This window comes from Xylophilus sp. GW821-FHT01B05, from assembly GCA_038961845.1.
In the GTDB taxonomy this organism is placed as follows: domain Bacteria; phylum Pseudomonadota; class Gammaproteobacteria; order Burkholderiales; family Burkholderiaceae_C; genus Xylophilus.
In genome coordinates, this window is record CP152408.1 from 799881 (window position 1) to 820581 (window position 20701).

Consider the following 20701-nt stretch of genomic DNA (forward strand, 5'->3'; position numbering starts at 1 on the left):
GGGAATGCGTGCTACATAAAAAGTAGCTGGTAGCCCAGGTTGATACTGGATTTCACATTGTTTTGTATCTGAAACACAGATTCTTCGTGGGCAAGGCGCTATCTATTTTGATTCGTCTATCCACGATGTTGAAAACGCATCACTGGAATATCGCCGCCGCTCTGTTTCAAATGACTGCCCACGCGCAGACTTTCTCCTGCTGATCCACAGGAGAAAAACATGTTTGCCATGCAGTATTCCCACCGCCTTCCCGCCGACTACGACATGCAGCTGATCCGCACCCGCGCGGCCCGGCGCGGCCCGCTCTGGGACGCCACCGAGGGCCTGGTGCTCAAGGCCTTCGTCGCGCAGGACCGGGGCCGGTTTGGCGCCACAGGCAAGCTCTATGCGTCGGTGTATTTGTGGCGTGACGAGGCCGCTGCGGCGTCCTTCCTCATGGGCGAACGCTTCCAGGCCGTGATCGATTCCTTTGGCCGGCCCGGCGTGGAAACCTGGCTGCCGCTGGATGCGCGCGCCGGGCATGCATCGGCCAAGGCCGTGTCGCTCTACCGTGAAGAGCAGACGCTGGACGCCGCCGCAGACCGCGCCGCGCTGCAGGCCGACGAGGCCGCCCGCAACCAGCGTATCGCCGTGCAGCCCGACACGGTTGCGGTGTGGACGGCGCTGGATCTGCAGGCCTGGCGCCTGCTGCGCTTCACGCTGTCGTCCGCGCCGCCGGATGCGGCGCGGGGCGGCGTGGTGTACGAGGTGCTGCACCTGGCGCGGCCTGGGTTGGCGGGGTTGGCATGAGATCGCGTGAGTTGCTGGATGCGCGCACGGTGCTGGCTGCGCATCTGGCCGGTATGGGTGCTACCGCGCTGGTGGTGCTGGGCCTGGCCGTGGCGGCGGCTGTTTTGCTGCGCGGCCTCGTGGCGGTCTAGGCCCAATGCTGATCCGCCAAATCCGTTCGCCCTGAGCCGGTCGTTGGGCTGTCAGGCACGGGCCCAGGCTTCGACAAGCTCAGAAGGTGTGAACGAATATCCGCCCCCGTGCGTTGATAGCGAATGGCCAACGCAAGCAACGCCCCCAAGACATCCGAACAAGCGGCCCTGTTCCACGAAGCGCCCGCAGATGGCGCCGTAGTTGCAACGCCACGGCCAGCAAAGCCGGCGCACACAGCAGGCACGCCACGCCTGCTGCACGCCGATCGCCAGCAGATCGAGCTACGCCCCTGCGACCTCGATGCCCTTGTCGCCGCAGACCATCCCGCGCGCAGCGTCTGGGCTTTTGTGCAGGCGCTGGACCTCGCGCCGCTCTACGCCCAGGTCAAGTCGGTGCAAGGCTCGGCCGGCGCACCCGCCATCGATCCGGCCATCCTCATGGCGCTGTGGCTGTGGGCCACCGTCGAGGGCGTGGGCTCGGCCCGCGAGATCGACCGGCTGTGCGAGCGCGACGACATCTACCGCTGGCTCTGCGGTGGCGTCGGGGTCAACTACCACACGCTGGCGAGCTTTCGCACAGCCAACACCGAATGGCTCGATGCGCAACTCACCCGCAGCATCGCCGCGCTCATGGAGCGCAAGCTGGTCACGCTCGACGTAGTCGCCCAGGACGGCCTGCGCGTTCGCGCCCACGCCAAGGCCTCGAGCTTCCGGCGCAAGGAGCGCCTGGGCGAGCTGCATGCCTTGGCGCTCGCCCAGGTCAACGCCCTCAAGAGCGAACTCGAGGCCGATGCGGGCGCCAGCACGCGGCGCAAGGCCGCCGCGCGCGAACGCGCCGCACGGGAGCGCGAGGAGCGCCTGGCCCGGGCACTGCAGACCTTCGGCGAGATCGAGCGGGGCGCACTCGACAAGATCAAGAACAAGGCCAGTGCGCGTGCCAGGCGAGGCAAGTCTGGCCAGGCCCCAGTAGGTGATAGCCCCGCCGGGGATGCTCCCAGCGCCCTGCCCGAACCCGACGCCCCACCTGCCGAGCCACGCCCCGCCAGCGGCGAGGCGCAGCCGAAGTCCAGCGCAGGCGCGCCCAAGCGGGTCAGCACCACGGATGCAGACGCCCGGGTGATGAAGATGGCCGACGGAGGATTCCGTCCGGCCTACAACGCGCAGGTGCTGGTGGACGAGGCCACGCAGTTGATCGCCGGTATCGCGGTGGTCTGCGCGGGCAGCGATATGCATGAGATGGCGCCCATGCATCGCCAGATCGAGCAGCGCTACGGCCGCACGCCCACGCACTGGCTGGCCGATGGTGGCTACCCCCAGTACGACGCACTCGAGGAACTCAGCCGTCGCGGCACGCAGCCGGTGGTGCCGCCCTCGCGCAGCCGCAAACCTGGCTTCGATCCGCTCAGCCCCAAGGCCAGTGACTCACCGTTGATTGCGCAGTGGCGCGCGTTCATGGCCAGTGACGAGGGCCAGAAGCTCTACAGGCGCCGCGCCGCAAGTATCGAATGCGCCAATGCGCAGCTCAGGCGACGGGGCTTGTACCGCCTGAATGTGTGCGGCAAGTTGAAGGCACGCGCGGTGCTGCTGTGGCACGCGCTGGCGCATAACTTGATGCGCATGCGCTCGCTGGGGTTTGCGCTCGGGGGGTGAACTGAGCGCGCTTGCAGGCTCGCCCTGGAGCCTCCACAAGGCCCCAAGACTGCAGTTGGGCGCTCTGGGACCTCCGAGAGGCCAGGAGCTCGCCCCGCCCCGTTCAATTGGCCACCGCGGCCTTCAAGCCGCCTGTTGGCGCATGGGAGTTGATTTTTTCACGCCTTCTCAGCCCGAACGGGGGGGATTGAACTAGCGGAACAGCACCGGGCTCAAGCCACAGTCGATCGCATCGCCGCCCCCAGCGTGCGCAGCGCATTGCGCGCCAGCGGGTCGGCCGTGCTGGCGTGCAGCACCACCTCACGCATGGGCAGCGGCGGCAGGCCCAGCCGCGGCCCCACATCCACCGTGCCGGCCGGCGCCACGCGCCGCCCCAGTGCCGCCACCGCCAGCCCGGCTGCCACCGCCGCGCCTATGGTGGCCACGCCGCCGCCCACAAACACTTCCGTCCAGGCAATGCCGGCTTCGGCCAATGCCGCAATCGCCATGCTGCGCACGCTGCAGGGCTCGGCCTGCGTGGCCAGCCGCAGCGGCTGGCCCGCGCGGTGCTCAAAGTCAGGTGCGGCCATCCAGCCAAAGCGCTCTTCCAACACCAGCTCGCCATCCAGGCGCCGGTTGTCGTGCCGCAGCACGATGGCAGCATCGAGCTGGCCCTGGTCAAACGCATCCAGCGCCTCGCGCGAGGTCGATACCCGCATCTCCATCACCAGCCCCGGCTCGGCCTGCTGCATGTGGCGCAGCACGGCCGGCAGCTCGGCGCCCACCACGTGGTGGCTCACGCCAATCACCAGCCGGCGCGTGGGTTGGCCAAATGCGCCCAGCGCGCTGTGGTGCGTGGCCAGCAGATGGCGCGCCGGCGCCAGAAACGCGCTGCCCTCGGCCGACAGGCGCACGCGGCGCGGCGTGCGCTCCAGCAGGCGCCGGCCCAGGCCGTCTTCCAGGCGCTTGATCTTCAGGCTCACGGCGGATTGCGTGCTGTCCATCGCCTCGGCCGCGCGCGTGAAGCTCTGCAGCTCGGCCACCAGCACGAAGGCTTGTACGGCTTCGATGTCCAGCACTTTCATTTCGCACCCGCCTTTCTGGCCTGCGTGGTTTTCTGGACTAGGGTGTCAGCCGCTTGCAGCGCACGGCCATTGCGCCCGCGCAGCTCCATCCGGCCCACCGGCGCGCCGCTTTTCTTCTCCACCAGCACCGAGTGCGCTTCGCCTTGCGCGAAGAGGTGGTCCTCGCCCCATTGCCGCAGCCCGACGATGACGCGGAACAGCGCTGCACCTTTGTCCGTCAGGCCGTATTCCTCGTAGGCGCTGCCGTCGGAGGCGGGTAGCACCTCCAGCACCTGTTGCTCCACCAGCTTGCGCAAGCGGTCAGCCAGGATGTTGCGCGCAATGCCCAGGCTGCGCTGCAGTTCGCCAAAGCGCCGCACGCCATCAAAGGCATCGCGCAGGATCAGCAGCGACCAGCGGTCGCCCACCACGTCCAGCGCGCGCGCCACCGGGCAGGGCTCTGCGGTGGGGGTGTCGGGTGTCTTCATGGGTTCCTTGTGCTTCTGGCCTGGTTGCATTTTAAAACTGGTGCGGCTACATTCGCATTTGGTTTTGTTTTGCAACTACATGGGTGATCGAATGTCTGTGACCCACACGGCGGCCCTGCAGCTGCCACGCACACTGGTCTGGCTGCTGGCAAGCGCCGCGGGCCTGAGCGTGGCCAACGTCTACTACGCGCAACCCTTGCTCGATGCGCTGGCGCAAGACTTCGGCGTGGGCCAGGGCGCCATCGGCCTGGTGGTCAGCGCCACGCAACTGGGCTGTGCCGTGGCCTTGTTGCTGTTGGTGCCCCTGGGCGACCTGGTGCGCCGCCGCCGGCTCATGCTGGTGCAGTTGCTGCTGCTGGGCGTGGCGCTGGTCGCGGTCGGCCTGGCCCGCGCGCCGCTGTGGCTGCTGGCCGGCATGCTGCTGGTCGGCCTGCTGGGCACGGCCATGACGCAGGGCCTGATCGCCTATGCCGCCAGCGCCGCCTCACCCACAGAGCGCGGCCACGTGGTGGGCATGGCGCAGAGCGGCGTGGTGGTGGGCCTGCTACTGGCGCGCACCTTGTCCGGACTGGTGGCTGACATTGCCGGCTGGCGCGCCGTGTACTTTGCATCGGCTGCGCTGGCGCTGCTGCTGTGGGCTGTGCTGTGGCGCACGCTGCCCGAGCAGCCCGCCGCTGCGCAGCGCCTGTCCTACCCCGCGCTGCTGCGCTCCATGGCGGGCCTGCTGCGGCATGACCGTGTGCTGCAGGTGCGCGGCATGCTGGCGCTGCTGATGTTTGCCGCCTTCAGCATCTTCTGGAGCGCCATGGCGCTGCCGCTCAGCGCCGCGCCACATGCGCTGTCGCACACCGCCATCGGAGCCTTTGGCCTGGTCGGCGCCGCCGGCGCACTGGCCGCAGCACGCGCCGGCCGCCGCGCTGATCGCGGCCTGGCAGAGCCCACCACCGGCGCGGCGCTGGCCGTGCTGCTGTTGTCCTGGGCACCGCTGGCGGCCATGGCTAGCAGCCTGTGGTGGCTGGCCCTGGGCATCGTCATGCTCGACATGGGCGGCCAGGCCGTCCACGTCACCAACCAGAGCCTGGTCTTTAGCCGCCACCCCGAGGCGCATGGCCGGTTGGTCGGCTGCTACATGCTGTTCTACGCCGCCGGCAGCGGCCTGGGCGCCATCGCCGCCACCAGCATGTATGCGGTGGCAGGTTGGGGCGGCGTGTGCGCGCTGGGCGCCGGCACCAGCTTGGCCGCACTGCTCTTCTGGTACGCAACCCTGCCGCGCGCGGCCGCTAACAACGCCTGCGCTGCTGCTCCTTAGCTTGCCCCTCGGCGGATGGTGAAATACCGCCATGGACCACTCGCCAACGCACGCACAGCAGCCGCCCGGGGCGCAGCCCTTTGCCACCCTGCTGGAAGCCCGCCGCTCCACCCGCCGCTTCACCAACCAGCCCTTGCCCGAAGGCCTGCTGGAGCACCTGCTGGCCCAGGCCCGCCAGGCACCCAGCGGCGCCAACCTGCAGCCGGGCGAATTCATCAGCCTGCAAGGCGATGCGCGCGCGCGCCTGTCAGGCGCGCTGGTAGACGCCTTCCGCCAAGGCGCCCAAGAGCCAGAGGACTACAGCTACTTCCCCCAGCCCATGCCCATGCAACTGCGCCGCCGCCAGGTCGCCGCAGCCCAAGCCCTGTACGGCGCGCTAGGCGCCGCACGCGACGACCGCGCCGCCCGCAACGCGCAGTTCGAGCGCAACTTTCGCTTCTTCGACGCGCCCGTGGCACTGCTGGTGACCATAGATGCGCGCATGGGCAGCGGCTGCTACATGGACCTGGGCATGTGCCTCTACGGCCTGATGCTGGCCGCGCAGGCCCAGGGCCTGAGCAGCTGCGGCATCGGCGCCATTGCGTCCTATCCCGGGCTGGTGCGGCAGACGCTGGGGCTGGATGCGGGGCGGCATGTTGTGTGTGGGGTGGCGTTGGGGTATGCGGATGGGGAGGCGGCGGAGAACGGGGTGCGGACTGAGCGGTTGGCGGTGGGGGAGTTTTTGCGGGTGATGGGCTGAAAAGGCGCATTCGCAAGAGCAATCCGCAGCTTCAGGCCGCCCCATGATGCAGAACATTTGCGACAGCGAGACGGTAGATACTGGCTGCCGCCGCTCATGTTTCGAAAATGACTGCCCGCTATTGGCTTGATCAGTCATTCATCGACCGCTTATCTTTGACGGGTATGGCAGAAGTGAGGAGGTCCCATTAGGGACGCAATCACACTCGGGTCGCTACGGGAGCCAGAAAATTCTACGGTGGCCTGTGGTCAATATTGACTTGAGGACAGGTCAATAAATGAGCCCGCACGAAGCGGGCTCACGGTTAACCGGGCAGCGGTGAGGTCACTTGCCCTTTGGCTTGCTACTAGGTCGTTGAGTCAGGGCGGAGGCGGCCACCGACCTCACTACAGCCGGGGTCTTGGGGTTGCTCAACAGTTTGGATGCTGTGGAGGCGACGCGAGCAGATGTTTGCTCATTGGGGGTCTTCTTGGTTCCCAAGATGGATACCTTTCAAAGTTCATGTGCAAGGAAGTAAGCGGCAGGCGCCTGGAGGACAAGGCGCCTGCCACCAGTGGTCAGACGAACAGTTCCATCTGACCAGGGTGTGAGCGCCAGTGTTGGCAAACATGCTCTCGGCGTCCAAGCCGGGAACGGACGTATGCCCGCACAAAAACGCTCTTCCAACGGGCGTAGGCCATGCCGACTCCTTTTCGAAGAGTGGAGGGGTTTTCACGTATGCCCGTGCAATGCGAACTGGTAAGATTCGCCGTCTTCGCTAAGACGTGTTGTGCATGGGTGGTTTGGTAGACCCCTATTCACCTCACCAAAGGCCCTTGAGTGTTAGCGCACTCCGGGGCCTTTTTCTTTGCTGATCAACTGAGTTGCGCGTGCTCCTCAAGTTGATCGAGGAACTGGCAACGGACCTCAGCCTTGATGCTGCTGAGCAAGCGCCAGTTGCCGGTTTCAAAACGCACGCGCCCGGCCACGATGGTGGGGTGGATGCGCAGCTTGTCGGCCAAGGCTATCGCGGCATCCATCGTGGGCGAGCTGATCAAGTCAGACGCCAACCATTCGGCGTGCGGAATCAGGATTTCTCGGGCGCCTTCGTCGGCCTCGCGTTCCTCTTTGGACTGCTGATGAATCTTGTCTTCAAGGTTATCCGCGATAAAGAAACGGTCAGGGCCCAAATGTTCTTTGACGTGCACCAGCTCGTGCAGCAAGGCGAACCAGAAGTTATCGAGCCGGTTGTGTCTCAGCGTCAATGCCACCACCGGGCGATCCCCATCCACCATGGCGGCGCCATCGAGATAGGTCTTGTTGAAGTGGTTCTCGAACACCAGGGCGACGCCCATGTCAGCCAAGAACTCCTGAGCCAGACGGGGCCCTTGCTCGAAACGAGACAGGCGCGCCAACTCTCTAAGGCGCTCGTCGGTCAAGCTGCCCTTCACGTACGCTGATTTGAACTTGATTTGGCGAGCCTTTTTGAGCACGGCAACATGCCAGGTTAGCAAGGCATAGTCATCCATCAGTCGGATGCCGCTCTGATGCATCGGCGCACGCAGCCGTGCTTGCTGGGCTGGGTGCAAGTGGATGTCGCGCATGAAGGAGCGGATCAATTCCTCGGCGTTGTCCCGGGCTTCTCGAAGGGTGCCACGGAAACCCTCGAAGTAGCCGCGACTGACCATTTCCTTTATAGGGAACTTAGCCGGGTCGTAGGAGGGCTCCTCAGATAGATCAACAGCATCGTCGGTCTTGGCCAACAAGACATCGGCCGGAATGCCCAACTCTTGATGCAGCTTGCGGATCATTGCTAGGTTGAGCGGGCGCTTTCGTGCCAACACCTCAGACACCTTAGGTAGTGAACCCATGTAGGGCACCAGATCCACCTTCTTTAGCCCCAACTGATCCATGCGAAACAAAATGGCATCAATCGGATCGGGGACCACGGGCTCGACTTTGCTGCGCTCGTAAGACTCAATAACCAGAGCCAGCAACTCCAGCTCAGCTTCCTTGCTGGAGCCTGGCGCTATATCTACGTCCATCAAAGCTGACAGACGAACGACAGCCGCATCGTAATCACGCTGCGTCTTGATCACTTTCACCTGTTGCTTCATACCAACTCCTTCCATTTGCCGAGTCCAGCTTAAAACTTCAGCTTGTCGTACTCGGCATGTGTGCCAACCCACTCGATCAAGATCACCCCGTTTTGATACTTGGCCTTGATGACCAATCGGTAGGTGTTGCCCTTGATGTTAAAAATCACCTTGTTGTCCGCCAGAAAGCTGGCACTGGGGTATCGGCTCTTGACATCCTGCGGGCCAGCCCATTGACCGCGCTCAGCTTCAATGCGCCAGGCGTCAAGTGCCCCACGTGCATCAGCGTGGGTGCGCTTGAAATCGTCGAGCTTGATGAGGCCAAGTAGTCGCATGGTTGGATCATGATTGTTCCCCAAATCTTCTGAGATGATAGTTCCTTTTTTATTTTGGTGTCAACTTGATTGTGAAAATGGGAAGTGTCGTCACTGTCGCGGTGATGGCTGAAATCTGAACATCGCTAGCCTATGCCGTCCTGGATGCCGCAATCTGTCAGCGTGGATCTTGTCGGCTGCTCACGGCCAGACAAGTCTGTAAGACGGCCCGCGCCAATTGCCAGAAGGACCGGCTGGTGATCGACATCAGCCGCCCGATTGGCTAGAAGTCTGCGCAGCAGAAACGGCAAGCTGAAAATTTCGGCGATTTCAGAGGTGCTTGACCCCTTGCAAGCTTCCCGTTCGTGGCTCCTGCGCGATTCTGAGAGGTCGAAGTTTTGGTGGCCATCCTCAGTTCCTTCTGCCGCGCAGACTCCTAGGTCACCCCGACTGCGAAGCAGTCCCAAGCAATGCGGCGATGAAGTCGAGCGATAGGTCAATCGGGCGAACTTGTCAGAGGAGTCGGCCAGGTCTCCTGTCTTGGCAGCCATTGCGTCAATAGAGTTTTCGCGACGTCGCGCATATAGAAGAGGCCCAATCATTGCACGGGGGGCGCAATCCTCAAGTCCGCAAAACCCCCCGCTCCACCACCCCTGCAGCCGCTACGCCCCCAGCACCCGCAATTGCCACTAGTCCCCGCCCACCCACTGGCGCCTCACCCCGCATATCCCCCAACAACCTCACCAAACTCACCGCCCCAGAACTCCCAATCGGATGCCCCCGCCCCAACCCGCCGCCTCCACGGTTCAGCCGCTCAGGCGCAATCCCCAAAGCCTCACCAAACGCCAGCGCCTGCACCGCAAACGCCTCGTGCAACTCCACGTCCCATAGCGCCTCTGCCGCGACGCCGGTACGCGCCAACACCGCCCGTGCAGCATCAGTAGCCGCCAGCATCGGCATCTCCGGCGCTGCGCCCACCGACACCCCACCACACCACCGAAACTGCGCCGCCACCCCCAGCGCCGCGGCAGCCTGCGGCGTAGCCAGCACCACGAAGGCCGCACCATCCGCTTTGGGCGCGATGGCGATGCGGCTTACGGCGAATGTGTGGGGGTCGCTGCCATCGGCGGGCAATACATCGCTGACTGCCGCAACAGGCATGCGCGCCATGCGCTCTGGCGTCAGCACCCGCGCGTAGCTGTCTTCTGTCGCGCTGCCTATGGGCACGATCTCTGCCGCCATGCGGCTGCGCCAGGCCAGGGCGCGGGCGTGGCTTTGTGCCGCATACGCATCCTGCGCGGCGCGGGTGATGCCGTGTTGGGCGGCGTAGCGGGCGGCGGCCAGGGGCAGGTCGGGGTCGCGTTGCGGGTCGGGGGCGAAGGCGGGGCGCTCGTAGGGCACGGCGGCCTCTTGCGGCGTGCGGGGGCGGTGCTGGCGGATGGGGGCGCGGCTCCAGGCTTCCAGGCCACCGGCCACCACCACCTGCGCGCTGCCGCTGGCCAGCAGGCCGGCGGCCAGGGTGACGGCGTCCAGGCCGGCGCAGCATTGGGTGTCTACGCTGAGCGCGGCGGTGCGATCCGGCAGGCCGGCGGCCAGGGCCAGCATGCGGGCGGGGTTGCCGCCCGCGCCCAGGGCATTGCCGGCCACTACTGCGTCGATGGCGCTGCGCGGGATGCCAAAGCGCGCGAGCAGGCCCAGCAGCACGGGCGCGCCGATCTCGTGCGCGGCCAGTTGCGATAGCGCGCCGCCCACGGGGCAGACGGCGCTGCGGGCCCAGCCCAGGATGACGGGGGAATCGTTCACAGCGGCTGCAGCTGCGCGGTGCCGGCGTCTGCCAGCCAGCGGGCGAGCTGTGGGTGATCGGTCTTGCCGCTGGGCGTGCGCGGCCAGTCGGGGCACAGGTAGAAATGGCGTGGCGTCTTGTAGGGCTCCAGCCGTGTGCGGCACCAGGTGGCCAGCGCGGTTGCAGTCACCGCATCCAGTTCACGCAACTGCAGAACCGCTACGGGCTGCTGCCCGCGCAGCGCATCGGGCATGGGCTGTACCGACACGGCGGCCACGGCGGGGTGGGCGGCCAGCGCATGCTCTACCTCTTCGGGGAACAGGTTCTTGCCTTGCACGGTGAACATGCGCTGCTGCCGGCCGCGCAGGTGCAGAAAGCCCTGCTCATCGACATGGCCCATGTCGCGCACCGACAGCCAGTCGCCGTCGCGCAGCACGGCGCTGCCGTCTTGCCCCGGCGCCAGGGTCACGTAGTCGTCAAAGACCATGGGGCTGCGCACGTAGATCAGGCCGGCGTTTGCGTCGTCGCCCGAGGCATCAATGCGCAGCTGCACATTTGCAAAGGGGCGGCCGACCGCGCTGTGTGGCAGGGCGGCGTCGCTGTCGGCCCAGGCGATAAAGCTGGTCTCTGATGCGCCATAGAACTCGACAATGCGCGCCTGCGGGAACAGCGCCTGCAGGTCCGCCGTGCGCGCACGCGGCCAGGGCGCGCCGCTGATCAAAATGAGCTGCGTGGCCGGCACGGGCGCCAGCCGTTGGCGGCGCGCCAGCTCCAGCATCAACAGCAACTGGCTGGGCACGGCCACCAGGCACAGGGCATCGCCACGGCGCAGTGTTTGCAGCGCGGCGGTGGCAGAGAAGCGCGGCTGCAGGTGCATGCCGGCGCCGCTCCACAGGCCCATCAGCGCGCCAAACAGGAAGAGCGAATGCGACATGCGCCCCGGCGCCAGCACGGGCGCGCTGGCACCGGCGCCAAAGGTGTCCACGCACACGGCAAAGCTGCTGGTCCACGAGCGGTGGCTGCGCCGGAAGCCCTTGGGCACGCCGGTGCTGCCCGAGGTAAAGCCGATGTAGAAAGGCCCTTGCGGCACACCGGCCTGCCCGGGCGCGGTGGGCGAGGCCACGCCTTGCATGCGCGCCAGCACCTGCGTGCGCACGGCGGGCGGCCAGTCTGGGTCGCTGACGGCAGCGGTGCGGCCGCTGGCCAGGATGGCCAGAAAGCGCACGATCTGCGCGCCCGGCGATGCGCTGCCGTCTACCCAGGCGATGGCGGGGGCATCGTGCAGGGCCTGCGCCCCGGTGGCCACCTGCGCGGCCAGGCCGGCAAAGTCCAGCCGCAGCGTGCCGTCGTCCAGCGCCAGGGCGTGCGGCGTGCGTGCCGCCCACCACGCAAGCGGCGCGTGGACGGTGGGGAAGTCAATCGGCATCAGTCTCGATCGAGCCGCCAGCCGGGCATGCCGCGCATCACGGTTTGCACGAGCAGGGCGCACACACCGCACTTGATCAGGTCGCCCGGCACAAAGGCCAGCACCGCCAACCCGGCCTGCGCCAGCGTCAGGTGTGCGGCCAGCGACAGCCCGACGATGCCAAACAGGTAGACCACCCCAATGCCGCCCACCAGCGCCGACACAAAGGCCGCCGCCAGCAGCGCGTTGCCGCGCGCACCGGCCATGCGGCGCATGAGCCAGCCAGACACCGGCGCGCCAAACAGCCAGCCAATCAGAAAGCCTGAGGACGGCGCCACAAACACGCCCAGCCCGCCACGCCCACCCGCCAGCAGCGGCAGGCCCAGCGCCACGGCCAGCATGAACAGCGCCACCGCATAAAAAGCGCGCCGCGGCCCAAGCAGGCAGCCGGCCAGCATCACGCCCAGCGTCTGCAGGGTGATGGGCACGCCAAAGGGCAGGTCGATCTTGGGGATCAGGCCAAAGGCCGCAAGCAGTGCCGCGAAGAGGGCTATGTACGAGAGGGAGCGGGAGGAGGTAAGGGATTGGGTGGTCATGGTGCTTGAACGTGGCGCGGGCTCGATTTTCCTCGGACCAGGTAAATGGCGGCCTTGGCGAAAGGATCGCATCATCCCAGGTGCTGCTTGCCGGGTGTCGCCATCTGCCCTTGATGGCGGGATTGCTGCTGCAGTAGCAGCGCCGGCGTGCGGGCTGGAATTTTGCTTCTGCACAGGCATTTTTCGCATATCCATCTGCGATGTTTGGTGCGGCTGCTTCACTTGCAGCAGCGTGCCAGCAGGCTGCTGGCCGGCATGCATGCCCAACTGCTACAGAAGGTACGCAAGCGCTTGATTTCATTGGAAATCGCGGCTGGCACGCTGCCTGCACTAGAGGGTGCACGCCCACCTCCATGGTGGCCTTGTCAACAAGCACCCCGCATGGCCAACAAACTTCAAGTGGTCGCCGTTTCCGGCGATCCGCAACGACCGTCTCGCACGCTGGATCTTGCGCGAGCAGTTGCCGCAGTGCCGCGCGTGAGTGCCGTGGCGTGATGCAAGGCATCCCGCGAACGCCGCAAGCAAAGGCCGGCGACGAAGCACTGCTCGACATCCGGTCGCTGGGCGTGCGCTTTGCCGGCCACACGGCCGTGCAGGCGCTGGACCTGCAGATCCATGCCGGCGAAACGCTGGCGCTGGTGGGCGAGTCGGGCTGCGGCAAGTCGACCACGGCCTTGGCGGTGATGCGCCTGCTGCCGGCACAGGCGCGGCTGTCTGGCACCTTGCGCTTTGCCGGGCGCGACCTGCTGGCCTTGCCGGAGCGCGCGCTGGCTGACCTGCGGGGCCGGGAGATCTCCATGATCTTCCAGGAGCCCATGACTTCATTGAACCCGGTGCTCAGCATTGGCCAGCAGGTGGCGGAAGCGATCACGCTGCACCAGCCGCTGCCGCGCGCCCAGGCCCGCGCACGCGCCATTGAGCTGCTGGACTTGGTGCACCTGCCGCAGGCCGCGCGCCGCTTTGACGACTATCCGCACCATCTATCAGGCGGCCAGCGCCAGCGCGTGATGATTGCCATGGCCGTGGCCTGCCGCCCAAGGCTGCTGATCGCCGACGAGCCGACCACGGCGCTGGATGTGACCATACAGGCGCAGATCCTGGCGCTGATTGATGAGCTGCGGCGCGAGCTGGGCATGGCCGTGCTGCTGATCACGCATGACCTTGGCGTGGTCGAGCAATGGGCCGAGCGCGTGGCCGTGATGCATGGCGGCCGCAAGCTGGAGGAGGGCGCTACAGCCCAGGTCTTTGCCGCGCCGCGCCACACCTATACGCGGGGCCTGCTTGGCGCCTCGCTGCACCTGGAGCCTGACCTGCACTACCGCAGCGCGCGGCTGGCTGAGATACGCCAGGACATGCCGGGCAACTTTGCGCTGGTGCGTGCACCGGTACGTATTGCCGCAACTGCAACGCCCGTACCCGCCGCAGCGCTGCTGTCGGTTGAGCAATTGCAGGTGCGCTATGCCGGCAACGGCGGCACCACCACAGCGGTCAACGGTGTCTCGCTGACCATCGGTGCCGGCGAGACGGTGGGCCTGGTCGGTGAATCGGGCTGCGGCAAGTCGAGCCTGTCGCGCGCCATCGTGCGCCTGGTGCCGGCCCAGGGCGGCCGCGTGCTGTTCGATGGGCAAGACCTGCTGCCGCTGTCGCCCCGCGCGCTGCTGCCCTGGCGGCGGCGCGTGCAGATGATCTTCCAGGACCCGTACAGCTCGCTCAACCCGCGCCAGCGGGTCGAAGACATCCTGCACTACGCGCTGGCGATCCATGGCGTGCGGCAACGCGCGGAAAGAGAGCGCCGCATTGCCGCCGTGCTCGACGACGTAGGCCTGGGGGCTGGCGCGCGCAGCCGCTATCCACACGAGTTCTCGGGCGGCCAGCGCCAGCGCATTGGCATTGCCCGCGCGCTGGTGCTGCGGCCCGAGTTGGTGATTTGCGACGAGCCGGTGTCGGCGCTGGACGTGTCGATCCAGGCCCAGATCCTGAACCTGCTGGTGGACCTGAAGAGCGCCTACGGCCTGGCCTACCTGTTCATATCGCATGACCTGGCCGTGGTGCGCTACATCGCCGACCGCGTGCTGGTGATGCACGGCGGGCGCATCGTCGAGCAGGGCACGCCAGAAGGCATCTGGGCAGACCCGCAACACCCCTACACCCGCACGCTGCTTGCAGCCGTACCTGGCCGTGCGCAGGCGCAGCCCACCGTGCCTGATGTCGGTGCCAGGCCCCGGCTTCGTGCCGTTGCGTAGGCGCGGCGCTTTCCTCCCATTCATCCACTCTCGATCGAAAGACCCGCCATGACCGCAACCCAAGGCCCCGCCACCAGCCATGACGCGCAAGACGACGACATCACGCTGGAGCTGCGCCGCCGCCAACTGTTCGGCATGACAGGCGCGCTGCTGGCCACGGGCTTGGTCGGGGGGCTGTGGCCCGGCGCAGCCCAGGCCGAGATCGGCAGCCTGCCCAACACCGAGCAGGGCGCGCAGCGTGGGGGCTCGCTTGACGCGACGGTGCACCCCGAGCCGCCGACGCTGGCCTTCTTCATCAACACCTCGACGCCCGGTCGCACGGTGGTTAGCAAGATATTCGACGGCCTGCTGGATTACGGCCCTGACCTCAAACCGCGCCCGCAACTGGCTGAAAGCGTGGAGGTCTCGCCAGACGGGCTGACGGTGCGCATCAAGCTGCGCAAGAACGTGCTCTGGCACGACGGCAAGCCCTTTACTTCTGCCGACGTGAAGTTTTCTGCCGAGAACGTGTGGAAGCAATACGCCCCGTTTGCGCGCCGGGTGTTCCAGCATCTGTCCAAGGTCGAGGCACCCGACAGCCACAGCATCGTGCTGACGCTGGCCAAGCCCACGCCCGTGGTGCTCAACGCGCTTGACGTGGTGGCGGCACCCATCCTGCCCAAGCACCTGTACGAAGGCACGGACATCCCGAACAATCCCTACAACAACAAGCCCGTGGGCACCGGGCCTTTTGTGTTCAAGGAGTGGTCGCGCGGCAGCCACATTGCGCTGGAGCGCTTTGACAAATACTGGGTGCCCGGCCTGCCGTATCTCGACAAGCTCACCTTCAAGATCATCCCCGACGTAGCGGGCCGCGCCACCGCGCTGGAGACCGGCGCCATCCAGTACGGCGAGCGCAATCCCGTGACCTTCGCCGACGCCGACCGGCTGGCCAAGCTGCCGCAGCTCACGCTCGACACGGCCGGCTACAACGGCTTTGCCACCGTGCTGTGGCTGCTGCCCAACCTGCGCGACCCGATCCTTGGCAACCTCAAGGTGCGCCAGGCCATTGCGCATGCGGTCAACAAGGATCTGCTGGTGAAGACGGTGTGGGGCGGCTATGCCAGGCCCGCCACGGGGCCGGTGGCCTCGCAGGTCAGCTCCTTCTATACCAAGGACACGCAGCAGTACCCGTTCGACACCCAGAAGGCGCAAGCGCTGCTCGACGAGGCCGGCTACCCCAAGAAGGCCGACGGCTGGCGCTTCAAGCTCAACCACGACTTCATTCCCTTTGGCGATGACTACCGACGTACTGGCGAGTTCGTGCGGCAGGCGCTGCGCGCCGTTGGCATCGACGTGACGCTGCGTGCGCTCGATCTTGCGACCTGGTCGAAGAACGTGTTCGCCGACTACAACTACCAGCTCGCCAGTTCCTGGGGCGTGAACTGGTCCGATCCGCAGTTGGGCGTGGAGCCGCTCTACTGGTCCAAGTCCGAGAGCAAGGGCACGCCCTGGACCAACGCCTCTGGCTACGCCAGCGCCGAAGCCGACCGCGTGATCGAGGCTGCGCAGACCGAGCCTGATCCAGCCAAGCGTGTGGCCCTGTACCACGAGCTGCAGAAGATCGTGCAACGCGACCTGTCGCAGATCAACCTCTTCGAGTTCCGCTGGTTCGGCATCTGGGCGCGCAACCTGCGCAACGTGACCGACTCCTTCAACCACAGCCAGAGCAACTTCGCGCGCGTCTGGCTGGACGCGAAGAGGTGAGCCTGCCGATGACCAAGCGAGTCCTCCGCCGGCTGCTGCAACTGCTGGGCGTGGTGCTGTCCACGGCGGTGCTCAACTTTGCGCTGCTGAAGGCGCTGCCAGGCGACCTGGTGGACGTAATCGCCAGCGAGAGCGGCAGCGTCACAGCCGACTACGTCGCGCAGTTGCGCCAGATGTATGGGCTGGACCGCAATGCGTTTGAGCAGTTGCTGAGCTACCTTGGCCGCATCGCGCAGGGTGACCTGGGCTTTTCGTTCCGCTTTGGCGAGCCTGTGCTGGGCCTGGTGCTGGACCGGCTCGGCCCCACGCTGGCGCTGGTCGGTACGGCGCTGAGCCTCTCGGTGCTGGTGGGCGTGCTGCTGGGCATTGCCGCGGCACGGCGCCCGCATGGTGCGTTGGATACCGTGATCTCTGCACTTGCCACGCTGGGCTACTCGGCGCCCATGTTCTGGACGGCGCTGATGCTGATCGTGCTGTTTGGCGTGCAGCTGAATTGGCTGCCGATTGGCGGGCTGCGCGACGTCAGCGCCGGCCACGCCGGCCTGCGCCTGTGGCTGGACTACGCGCACCACCTGGTGCTGCCGGCGCTTACGCTGGCGATCTACTACGTGGCGGTGTACGCACGGCTGTCGCGCGCCTCGATGATCGAGACGCTGGCCGAGGACTACATCCGCACCGCGCGTGCCAAGGGCGCGGGCGAGGCGCGCGTGATCTTCGTGCACGCGCTGAGCAATGCCGTGTTGCCGGTGCTCACCATGCTGGGCCTGCAGAGCAGTGCGCTGCTGGGCGGCTCCATCGTGGTGGAGACGGTGTTTGGCTGGCCCGGCCTGGGCCAGCTCTCGTTCGAGGCCATCAAGAGCCGCGACATTCCCTTGCTGCTGGCGGTGTTGCTGCTCAGCGGTGTGCTGGTGGTGCTGACCAATCTGCTGGTGGACTTGCTGCAGGGCCAGCTGGACCCGCGTGTGCGCGCACGCCTGGCCATTGGTGGCCAGGTGCAGGCGGCGGACGCAGCGGAGGCCGCATGAAGCGCTGGTACCTGCAGCCCTCCATCCTGCTCGGCGGCAGCATCCTGCTGCTTGTGTTCGCGGCGGCACTGCTGGCCGGCGTGCTCTATCCCGGCGATCCGCTGGACATGGTGGGCGCGCCCTTTGTGTGGCCCGGCAATGACGCCGCGGTGCCACTGGGCACCGACCTCATGGGACGCGATCTGGCGGCCGGGCTGCTGCACGGTGCGCGGGTGTCGCTGCTGGTGGGGGTGTCATCAGCGCTGATTGCGCTGGTGATTGGCATCGCGCTTGGTGCGGCTGCGGGCTTCTACGGTGGGCGGGTGGACGCGGTGCTTACGCGCATCACCGAGTTCTTCCAGACCATCCCGGCCTTTCTGCTGGCGATCATTTTGGTGGCGGTGTTGCAGCCCTCCATCGGCACCATCGTGTTTGCGCTGGGCGTGACCTCGTGGACCAGCATTGCGCGGCTGGTGCGGGCTGAATTTTTGTCGCTGCGCGAGCGCGAGTTTGTCAAGGCCAGCATTGCGCTGGGGGCCAGTGACGCGCACCTGATCTTCCGCGAGATCCTGCCCAATGCATGGACGCCGGTCATCGTCTCGACGGCGCTGCTGGTGGCCAACGCCATCCTGTCCGAGGCTGGCCTGTCCTTCCTCGGTTTGGGCGATCCCAACGTCGTGAGCTGGGGTTCCATGATCGGCCTGGGCCGTGACGCGCTGCGCACCGCCTGGTACATGACGGCCATCCCCGGCGTCGCCATCGTGCTCACGGTGCTGGGCCTGAACCTGTTGAGCGATGCCTTGCATGCCGCACTCAATCCACGCCTGCGCCGTGCGCGGCAGGCCTAGCAACCCCCCATTCCCTGACGAGACATCGATGTCCCTTATTTCCGAAAACCTTCCCGACACCCCGCGCCTGCCGCGCATACCCGACCCCGCGCGGGTGCAGCGCATCGCCAGCGATGCCCAGGCGCTGGAGGCGGCACACCGCCTTGCGGCCACGTTCGCGGTGGGCGCTTCGCAGCGCGACCGCGAGCGGCGCCTGCCGTGGGACGAGCTGCACCTTTGGTCTGAAAGCGGACTGGGCGGCATCACCGTGCCGCGCGAGCATGGCGGTGCAGACGTGTCCTATGCCACGCTGGCCGAGGTCTTCGTCATTCTGTGCGCGGCCGATCCGGCGCTGGGCCAGATCCCGCAGAACCACTTCGGCCTGCTGGGTGTGCTGCGCGAGGTCGGCACCGAGGCACAGAAGCAGCGCCTGTATGGCGAAGTGCTGGCCGGCCGGCGCCTGGGCAACGGCGGGCCGGAGCGCCGCTCCAAGGACGCCGCCACCATCCTGCAGGGCACGACGCGCCTGGTGCGCACACCGCAAGGCTTGCGCCTGAGCGGGCGGCGCTTCTATTCGACCGGTGCGCTGTTTGCGCACCGCATCCCTTCGCGCGCACTGGACGACGATGGCCGCGCCGTGCAGGTCTGGGTGCCGCGCGATGCGCCGGGCCTCACGGTGATTGACGATTGGTCATCCTTTGGCCAACGCACCACGGCCAGCGGCAGTGTGGTGTTCGAGAACGTGGCCATCGACGAGGCCGACGTGCTCCCCATCTGGCAACTGGCAGACCGGCCCGGCCTGTTTGGCCCCAACTCGCAGATCGTGCAGGCCGCCATCGACCAGGGCATTGCCGAAGCAGCGGTGGCCGACGCCATCAGCTTTGTGCGCGAGAAGGCGCGGCCCTGGATGGACTCGGGCGTGGCGCACGCGCATGACGACCCTTACATCATCGCGGACCTGGGCCGCCTGCAGATCGACCTGCATGCCGCCCGCGAAGTGCTGCTGGAGACCGGCCGCCTGTTCGACGAGATCGCCACCCAGCCCTTGACCGAGGCATCGAGCGCGCGCGCCTCGGTCGCCGTGGCTGAGGCCAAGGTGCTCACCACGCGCATTGCGCTCGAAGCCAGCGAGAAGCTGTTTGAACTCGCCGGCTCATCGGCCACGCGCGCCCAGCACAACCTGGACCGCCACTGGCGCAACGCGCGCACCCACACGCTGCACGACCCGGTCCGCTGGAAGGTGCAGCTCGTGGGCAACCACTTGCTGAACGGCGTTTTGCCAGCTCGCCATTCCTGGAACTGAGATGACGCTAGACCTTGCACCCGCCCCAGCGGAAGCCCGCGCTGCGACGCCGCCTGCGCGCGTTCCCGCCACCATCCGCGACGACGCCGAAGCCATCGCCGCAGCCCATCGCCTTGCCGCTGCATTCGCCCCCGAAGCCGCGCTGCGCGACCGCGAGCGCCGCCTGCCTTGGGACGAGTTGGACGCCTTTGTCGCCAGCGGCCTGTGGGCCATCACCGTGCCGCGGGCCTTTGGCGGCCCGGGCGTGTCGAATGCGACGTTGGCCGAGGTAGTGGCCATCATCTCCGCAGCCGATGGCTCGCTGGGCCAGATTCCGCAGAACCATTTCTATGCGCTGGAGGTATTGCGCGTGGGCGGCAGCGCGGCGCAGCAGCGTTTCTTCTATGGCCGTGTGCTGGCGGGTGATCGCTTTGGCAACGCACTGGCCGAGGTCGGCCACAAGGACTTCAAGCGCCGCACGCGGCTCACGCCTGACGGCAGCGGATTCCGGCTGGATGGCCGCAAGTTCTATTGCACCGGCGCGCTGTACGCGCACTGGATTCCTACCTTGGTGGCCGCGCTGGAAGAAGGGCGTGAAGTCACCTACCTGGCCTTCGTCCCGCGCGACGCCGAGGGCGTGCAGATCACCGATGACTGGGACGGCTTTGGCCAGCGGGTGACGGGCAGTGGGTCTGTCACCTTCGACAACGTGCAGGTGAAGGCCGAGTGGGTCGTTCCCTTTCTCGCCTCCTTTGAGCGGCCAACCACCATCGGCCCCGTCGCGCAGATCATGCACGCGGCCATTGACCTTGGCATCGGGCGCGGCGCATTGGCGGCCACGCTGCCCTTTGTGCGTGAATGCTCTCGTCCCTGGATCGATGCCAAGGTAGAACGCGCCAGCGACGATCCGCTGCTGATCCAACAGGTGGGCGAGATCGCCCTACGCCTGCGCGCGGCAGAAGCCCTGGTGCGCCGCGCCGGCCGCATCGTCGATACCGCACAGGCCGCGCCGGACGAGCGCAGCGTGGCCGCGGCTTCCATCGCCGTAGCCGAGGCGCGTGCACTGACCACCACCGCCTCGCTGGATGCGGGCAGCCGCCTGTTCGAACTGGCCGGCACCAGCGCCACGCTGGACGGCCTGGGCCTGGATCGCTTCTGGCGTAACGCGCGCACCCACACCCTGCATGACCCGGTGCGCTGGAAGTACCACGCCGTGGGCAACTACTACCTCAACGACCGCATTCCACCGCGCCACGGCGCACTTTGAAAGACACAGA

The 20701-nt window shown here is 66.7% G+C and carries 18 protein-coding genes; 11 read left to right on the top strand and 7 right to left on the bottom strand.

Annotated features, from left to right (window positions below):
* Window positions 1-219: 219 nt before the first annotated feature.
* From AAFF27_03870 to AAFF27_03880, 3 genes are all read left to right on the top strand, one after another.
* Complete coding sequence (locus AAFF27_03870; protein ID XAH24339.1) at window positions 220-789, top strand: DUF4865 family protein; 570 nt, start codon at window positions 220-222, stop codon at window positions 787-789.
* Window positions 786-920, top strand: a complete 135-nt coding sequence (locus AAFF27_03875) for a hypothetical protein (GenBank protein XAH24340.1) — start codon at window positions 786-788, stop codon at window positions 918-920. The genes AAFF27_03870 and AAFF27_03875 overlap by 4 nt, the downstream gene beginning before the upstream one ends.
* Window positions 921-1172: 252 nt before the next feature.
* Window positions 1173-2570 (top strand): IS1182 family transposase, encoded by a 1398-nt coding sequence (locus AAFF27_03880; protein XAH26153.1) that lies wholly within the window; start codon window positions 1173-1175, stop codon window positions 2568-2570.
* 212 nt (window positions 2571-2782) lie between these two features.
* On the opposite strand, the gene AAFF27_03885 is transcribed toward AAFF27_03880, so the two are convergent.
* Window positions 2783-3634, bottom strand: a complete 852-nt coding sequence (locus tag AAFF27_03885) for a LysR family transcriptional regulator (GenBank protein ID XAH24341.1) — start codon at window positions 3632-3634, stop codon at window positions 2783-2785.
* Window positions 3631-4101 carry a helix-turn-helix domain-containing protein gene (locus AAFF27_03890; GenBank protein XAH24342.1) on the bottom strand — a complete coding sequence of 157 codons (471 nt, stop codon included), beginning with the start codon at window positions 4099-4101 and terminating at the stop codon, window positions 3631-3633. Before AAFF27_03890 ends, AAFF27_03885 begins: the two co-directional genes overlap by 4 nt.
* A 97-nt stretch (window positions 4102-4198) precedes the next feature.
* Between AAFF27_03890 and AAFF27_03895 the strand changes: the two genes are divergently transcribed.
* Together AAFF27_03895 and AAFF27_03900 are read left to right on the top strand one after the other, a co-directional pair.
* Window positions 4199-5410: an MFS transporter gene (locus AAFF27_03895; protein ID XAH26154.1), complete on the top strand. Its 1212-nt coding sequence runs from the start codon at window positions 4199-4201 to the stop codon at window positions 5408-5410.
* A gap of 31 nt (window positions 5411-5441) precedes the next feature.
* The gene (locus AAFF27_03900; GenBank protein XAH24343.1) at window positions 5442-6149 is read left to right on the top strand and encodes a nitroreductase family protein; all 708 of its coding nucleotides are present in this window, start codon (window positions 5442-5444) and stop codon (window positions 6147-6149) included.
* An 854-nt stretch (window positions 6150-7003) separates the two neighbouring features.
* Here AAFF27_03900 and AAFF27_03905 read toward each other — a convergent pair.
* The 5 genes from AAFF27_03905 to AAFF27_03925 all read right to left on the bottom strand — a co-directional run bounded on the left by AAFF27_03905 (window position 7004) and on the right by AAFF27_03925 (window position 12322).
* A complete protein-coding gene (locus AAFF27_03905) occupies window positions 7004-8245 on the bottom strand; it encodes an ImmA/IrrE family metallo-endopeptidase (GenBank protein XAH24344.1) in 1242 nt (413 codons plus the stop codon).
* Between the two features lie 29 nt (window positions 8246-8274).
* A complete protein-coding gene (locus AAFF27_03910) occupies window positions 8275-8559 on the bottom strand; it encodes a type II toxin-antitoxin system HigB family toxin (protein XAH24345.1) in 285 nt (94 codons plus the stop codon).
* Window positions 8560-9159: 600 nt separating this feature from the next.
* Entirely contained in the window at window positions 9160-10341 is a 1182-nt protein-coding gene (locus AAFF27_03915; GenBank protein XAH24346.1) for a beta-ketoacyl synthase N-terminal-like domain-containing protein, read from the bottom strand.
* Window positions 10338-11747, bottom strand: coding sequence for an AMP-binding protein (locus tag AAFF27_03920; protein XAH24347.1), 1410 nt, complete (start codon window positions 11745-11747; stop codon window positions 10338-10340). The genes AAFF27_03915 and AAFF27_03920 overlap by 4 nt, the downstream gene beginning before the upstream one ends.
* Window positions 11747-12322, bottom strand: a complete 576-nt coding sequence (locus tag AAFF27_03925; protein ID XAH24348.1) for a biotin transporter BioY — start codon at window positions 12320-12322, stop codon at window positions 11747-11749. Before AAFF27_03925 ends, AAFF27_03920 begins: the two co-directional genes overlap by 1 nt.
* Before the next feature lie 494 nt (window positions 12323-12816).
* Between AAFF27_03925 and AAFF27_03930 the strand changes: the two genes are divergently transcribed.
* From AAFF27_03930 to AAFF27_03955, 6 genes are read left to right on the top strand one after another with little or no spacing between them, the layout of a single operon-like run.
* A complete protein-coding gene (locus AAFF27_03930) occupies window positions 12817-14565 on the top strand; it encodes an ABC transporter ATP-binding protein (protein ID XAH24349.1) in 1749 nt (582 codons plus the stop codon).
* A 48-nt stretch (window positions 14566-14613) separates the two neighbouring features.
* A complete protein-coding gene (locus AAFF27_03935; GenBank protein ID XAH24350.1) occupies window positions 14614-16311 on the top strand; it encodes an ABC transporter substrate-binding protein in 1698 nt (565 codons plus the stop codon).
* Window positions 16312-16319: 8 nt separating this feature from the next.
* A complete protein-coding gene (locus AAFF27_03940) occupies window positions 16320-17336 on the top strand; it encodes an ABC transporter permease (GenBank protein XAH24351.1) in 1017 nt (338 codons plus the stop codon).
* Complete coding sequence (locus tag AAFF27_03945) at window positions 17333-18163, top strand: ABC transporter permease (GenBank protein XAH24352.1); 831 nt, start codon at window positions 17333-17335, stop codon at window positions 18161-18163. The genes AAFF27_03940 and AAFF27_03945 overlap by 4 nt, the downstream gene beginning before the upstream one ends.
* A gap of 28 nt (window positions 18164-18191) precedes the next feature.
* Window positions 18192-19445, top strand: coding sequence for an SfnB family sulfur acquisition oxidoreductase (locus AAFF27_03950; GenBank protein ID XAH24353.1), 1254 nt, complete (start codon window positions 18192-18194; stop codon window positions 19443-19445).
* Window position 19446: 1 nt separating this feature from the next.
* Window positions 19447-20691 carry an SfnB family sulfur acquisition oxidoreductase gene (locus tag AAFF27_03955; GenBank protein XAH24354.1) on the top strand — a complete coding sequence of 415 codons (1245 nt, stop codon included), beginning with the start codon at window positions 19447-19449 and terminating at the stop codon, window positions 20689-20691.
* Window positions 20692-20701: the final 10 nt, after the last annotated feature.

Excerpts from the sequence above, each read along its gene's own strand:
- AAFF27_03870 (XAH24339.1), top strand. The coding sequence starts at position 220 with ATGTTTGCCATGCAGTATTCCCACCGCCTTCCCGCCGACTACGACATG.
- AAFF27_03875 (XAH24340.1), top strand. The coding sequence starts at position 786 with ATGAGATCGCGTGAGTTGCTGGATGCGCGCACGGTGCTGGCTGCGCAT.
- AAFF27_03885 (XAH24341.1), bottom strand. The coding sequence starts at position 3,634 with ATGAAAGTGCTGGACATCGAAGCCGTACAAGCCTTCGTGCTGGTGGCC.
- AAFF27_03890 (XAH24342.1), bottom strand. The coding sequence starts at position 4,101 with ATGAAGACACCCGACACCCCCACCGCAGAGCCCTGCCCGGTGGCGCGC.
- AAFF27_03900 (XAH24343.1), top strand. The coding sequence starts at position 5,442 with ATGGACCACTCGCCAACGCACGCACAGCAGCCGCCCGGGGCGCAGCCC.
- AAFF27_03905 (XAH24344.1), bottom strand. The coding sequence starts at position 8,245 with ATGAAGCAACAGGTGAAAGTGATCAAGACGCAGCGTGATTACGATGCG.
- AAFF27_03910 (XAH24345.1), bottom strand. The coding sequence starts at position 8,559 with ATGCGACTACTTGGCCTCATCAAGCTCGACGATTTCAAGCGCACCCAC.
- AAFF27_03920 (XAH24347.1), bottom strand. The coding sequence starts at position 11,747 with ATGCCGATTGACTTCCCCACCGTCCACGCGCCGCTTGCGTGGTGGGCG.
- AAFF27_03925 (XAH24348.1), bottom strand. The coding sequence starts at position 12,322 with ATGACCACCCAATCCCTTACCTCCTCCCGCTCCCTCTCGTACATAGCC.
- AAFF27_03930 (XAH24349.1), top strand. The coding sequence starts at position 12,817 with ATGCAAGGCATCCCGCGAACGCCGCAAGCAAAGGCCGGCGACGAAGCA.
- AAFF27_03935 (XAH24350.1), top strand. The coding sequence starts at position 14,614 with ATGACCGCAACCCAAGGCCCCGCCACCAGCCATGACGCGCAAGACGAC.
- AAFF27_03940 (XAH24351.1), top strand. The coding sequence starts at position 16,320 with ATGACCAAGCGAGTCCTCCGCCGGCTGCTGCAACTGCTGGGCGTGGTG.
- AAFF27_03945 (XAH24352.1), top strand. The coding sequence starts at position 17,333 with ATGAAGCGCTGGTACCTGCAGCCCTCCATCCTGCTCGGCGGCAGCATC.
- AAFF27_03950 (XAH24353.1), top strand. The coding sequence starts at position 18,192 with ATGTCCCTTATTTCCGAAAACCTTCCCGACACCCCGCGCCTGCCGCGC.
- AAFF27_03955 (XAH24354.1), top strand. The coding sequence starts at position 19,447 with ATGACGCTAGACCTTGCACCCGCCCCAGCGGAAGCCCGCGCTGCGACG.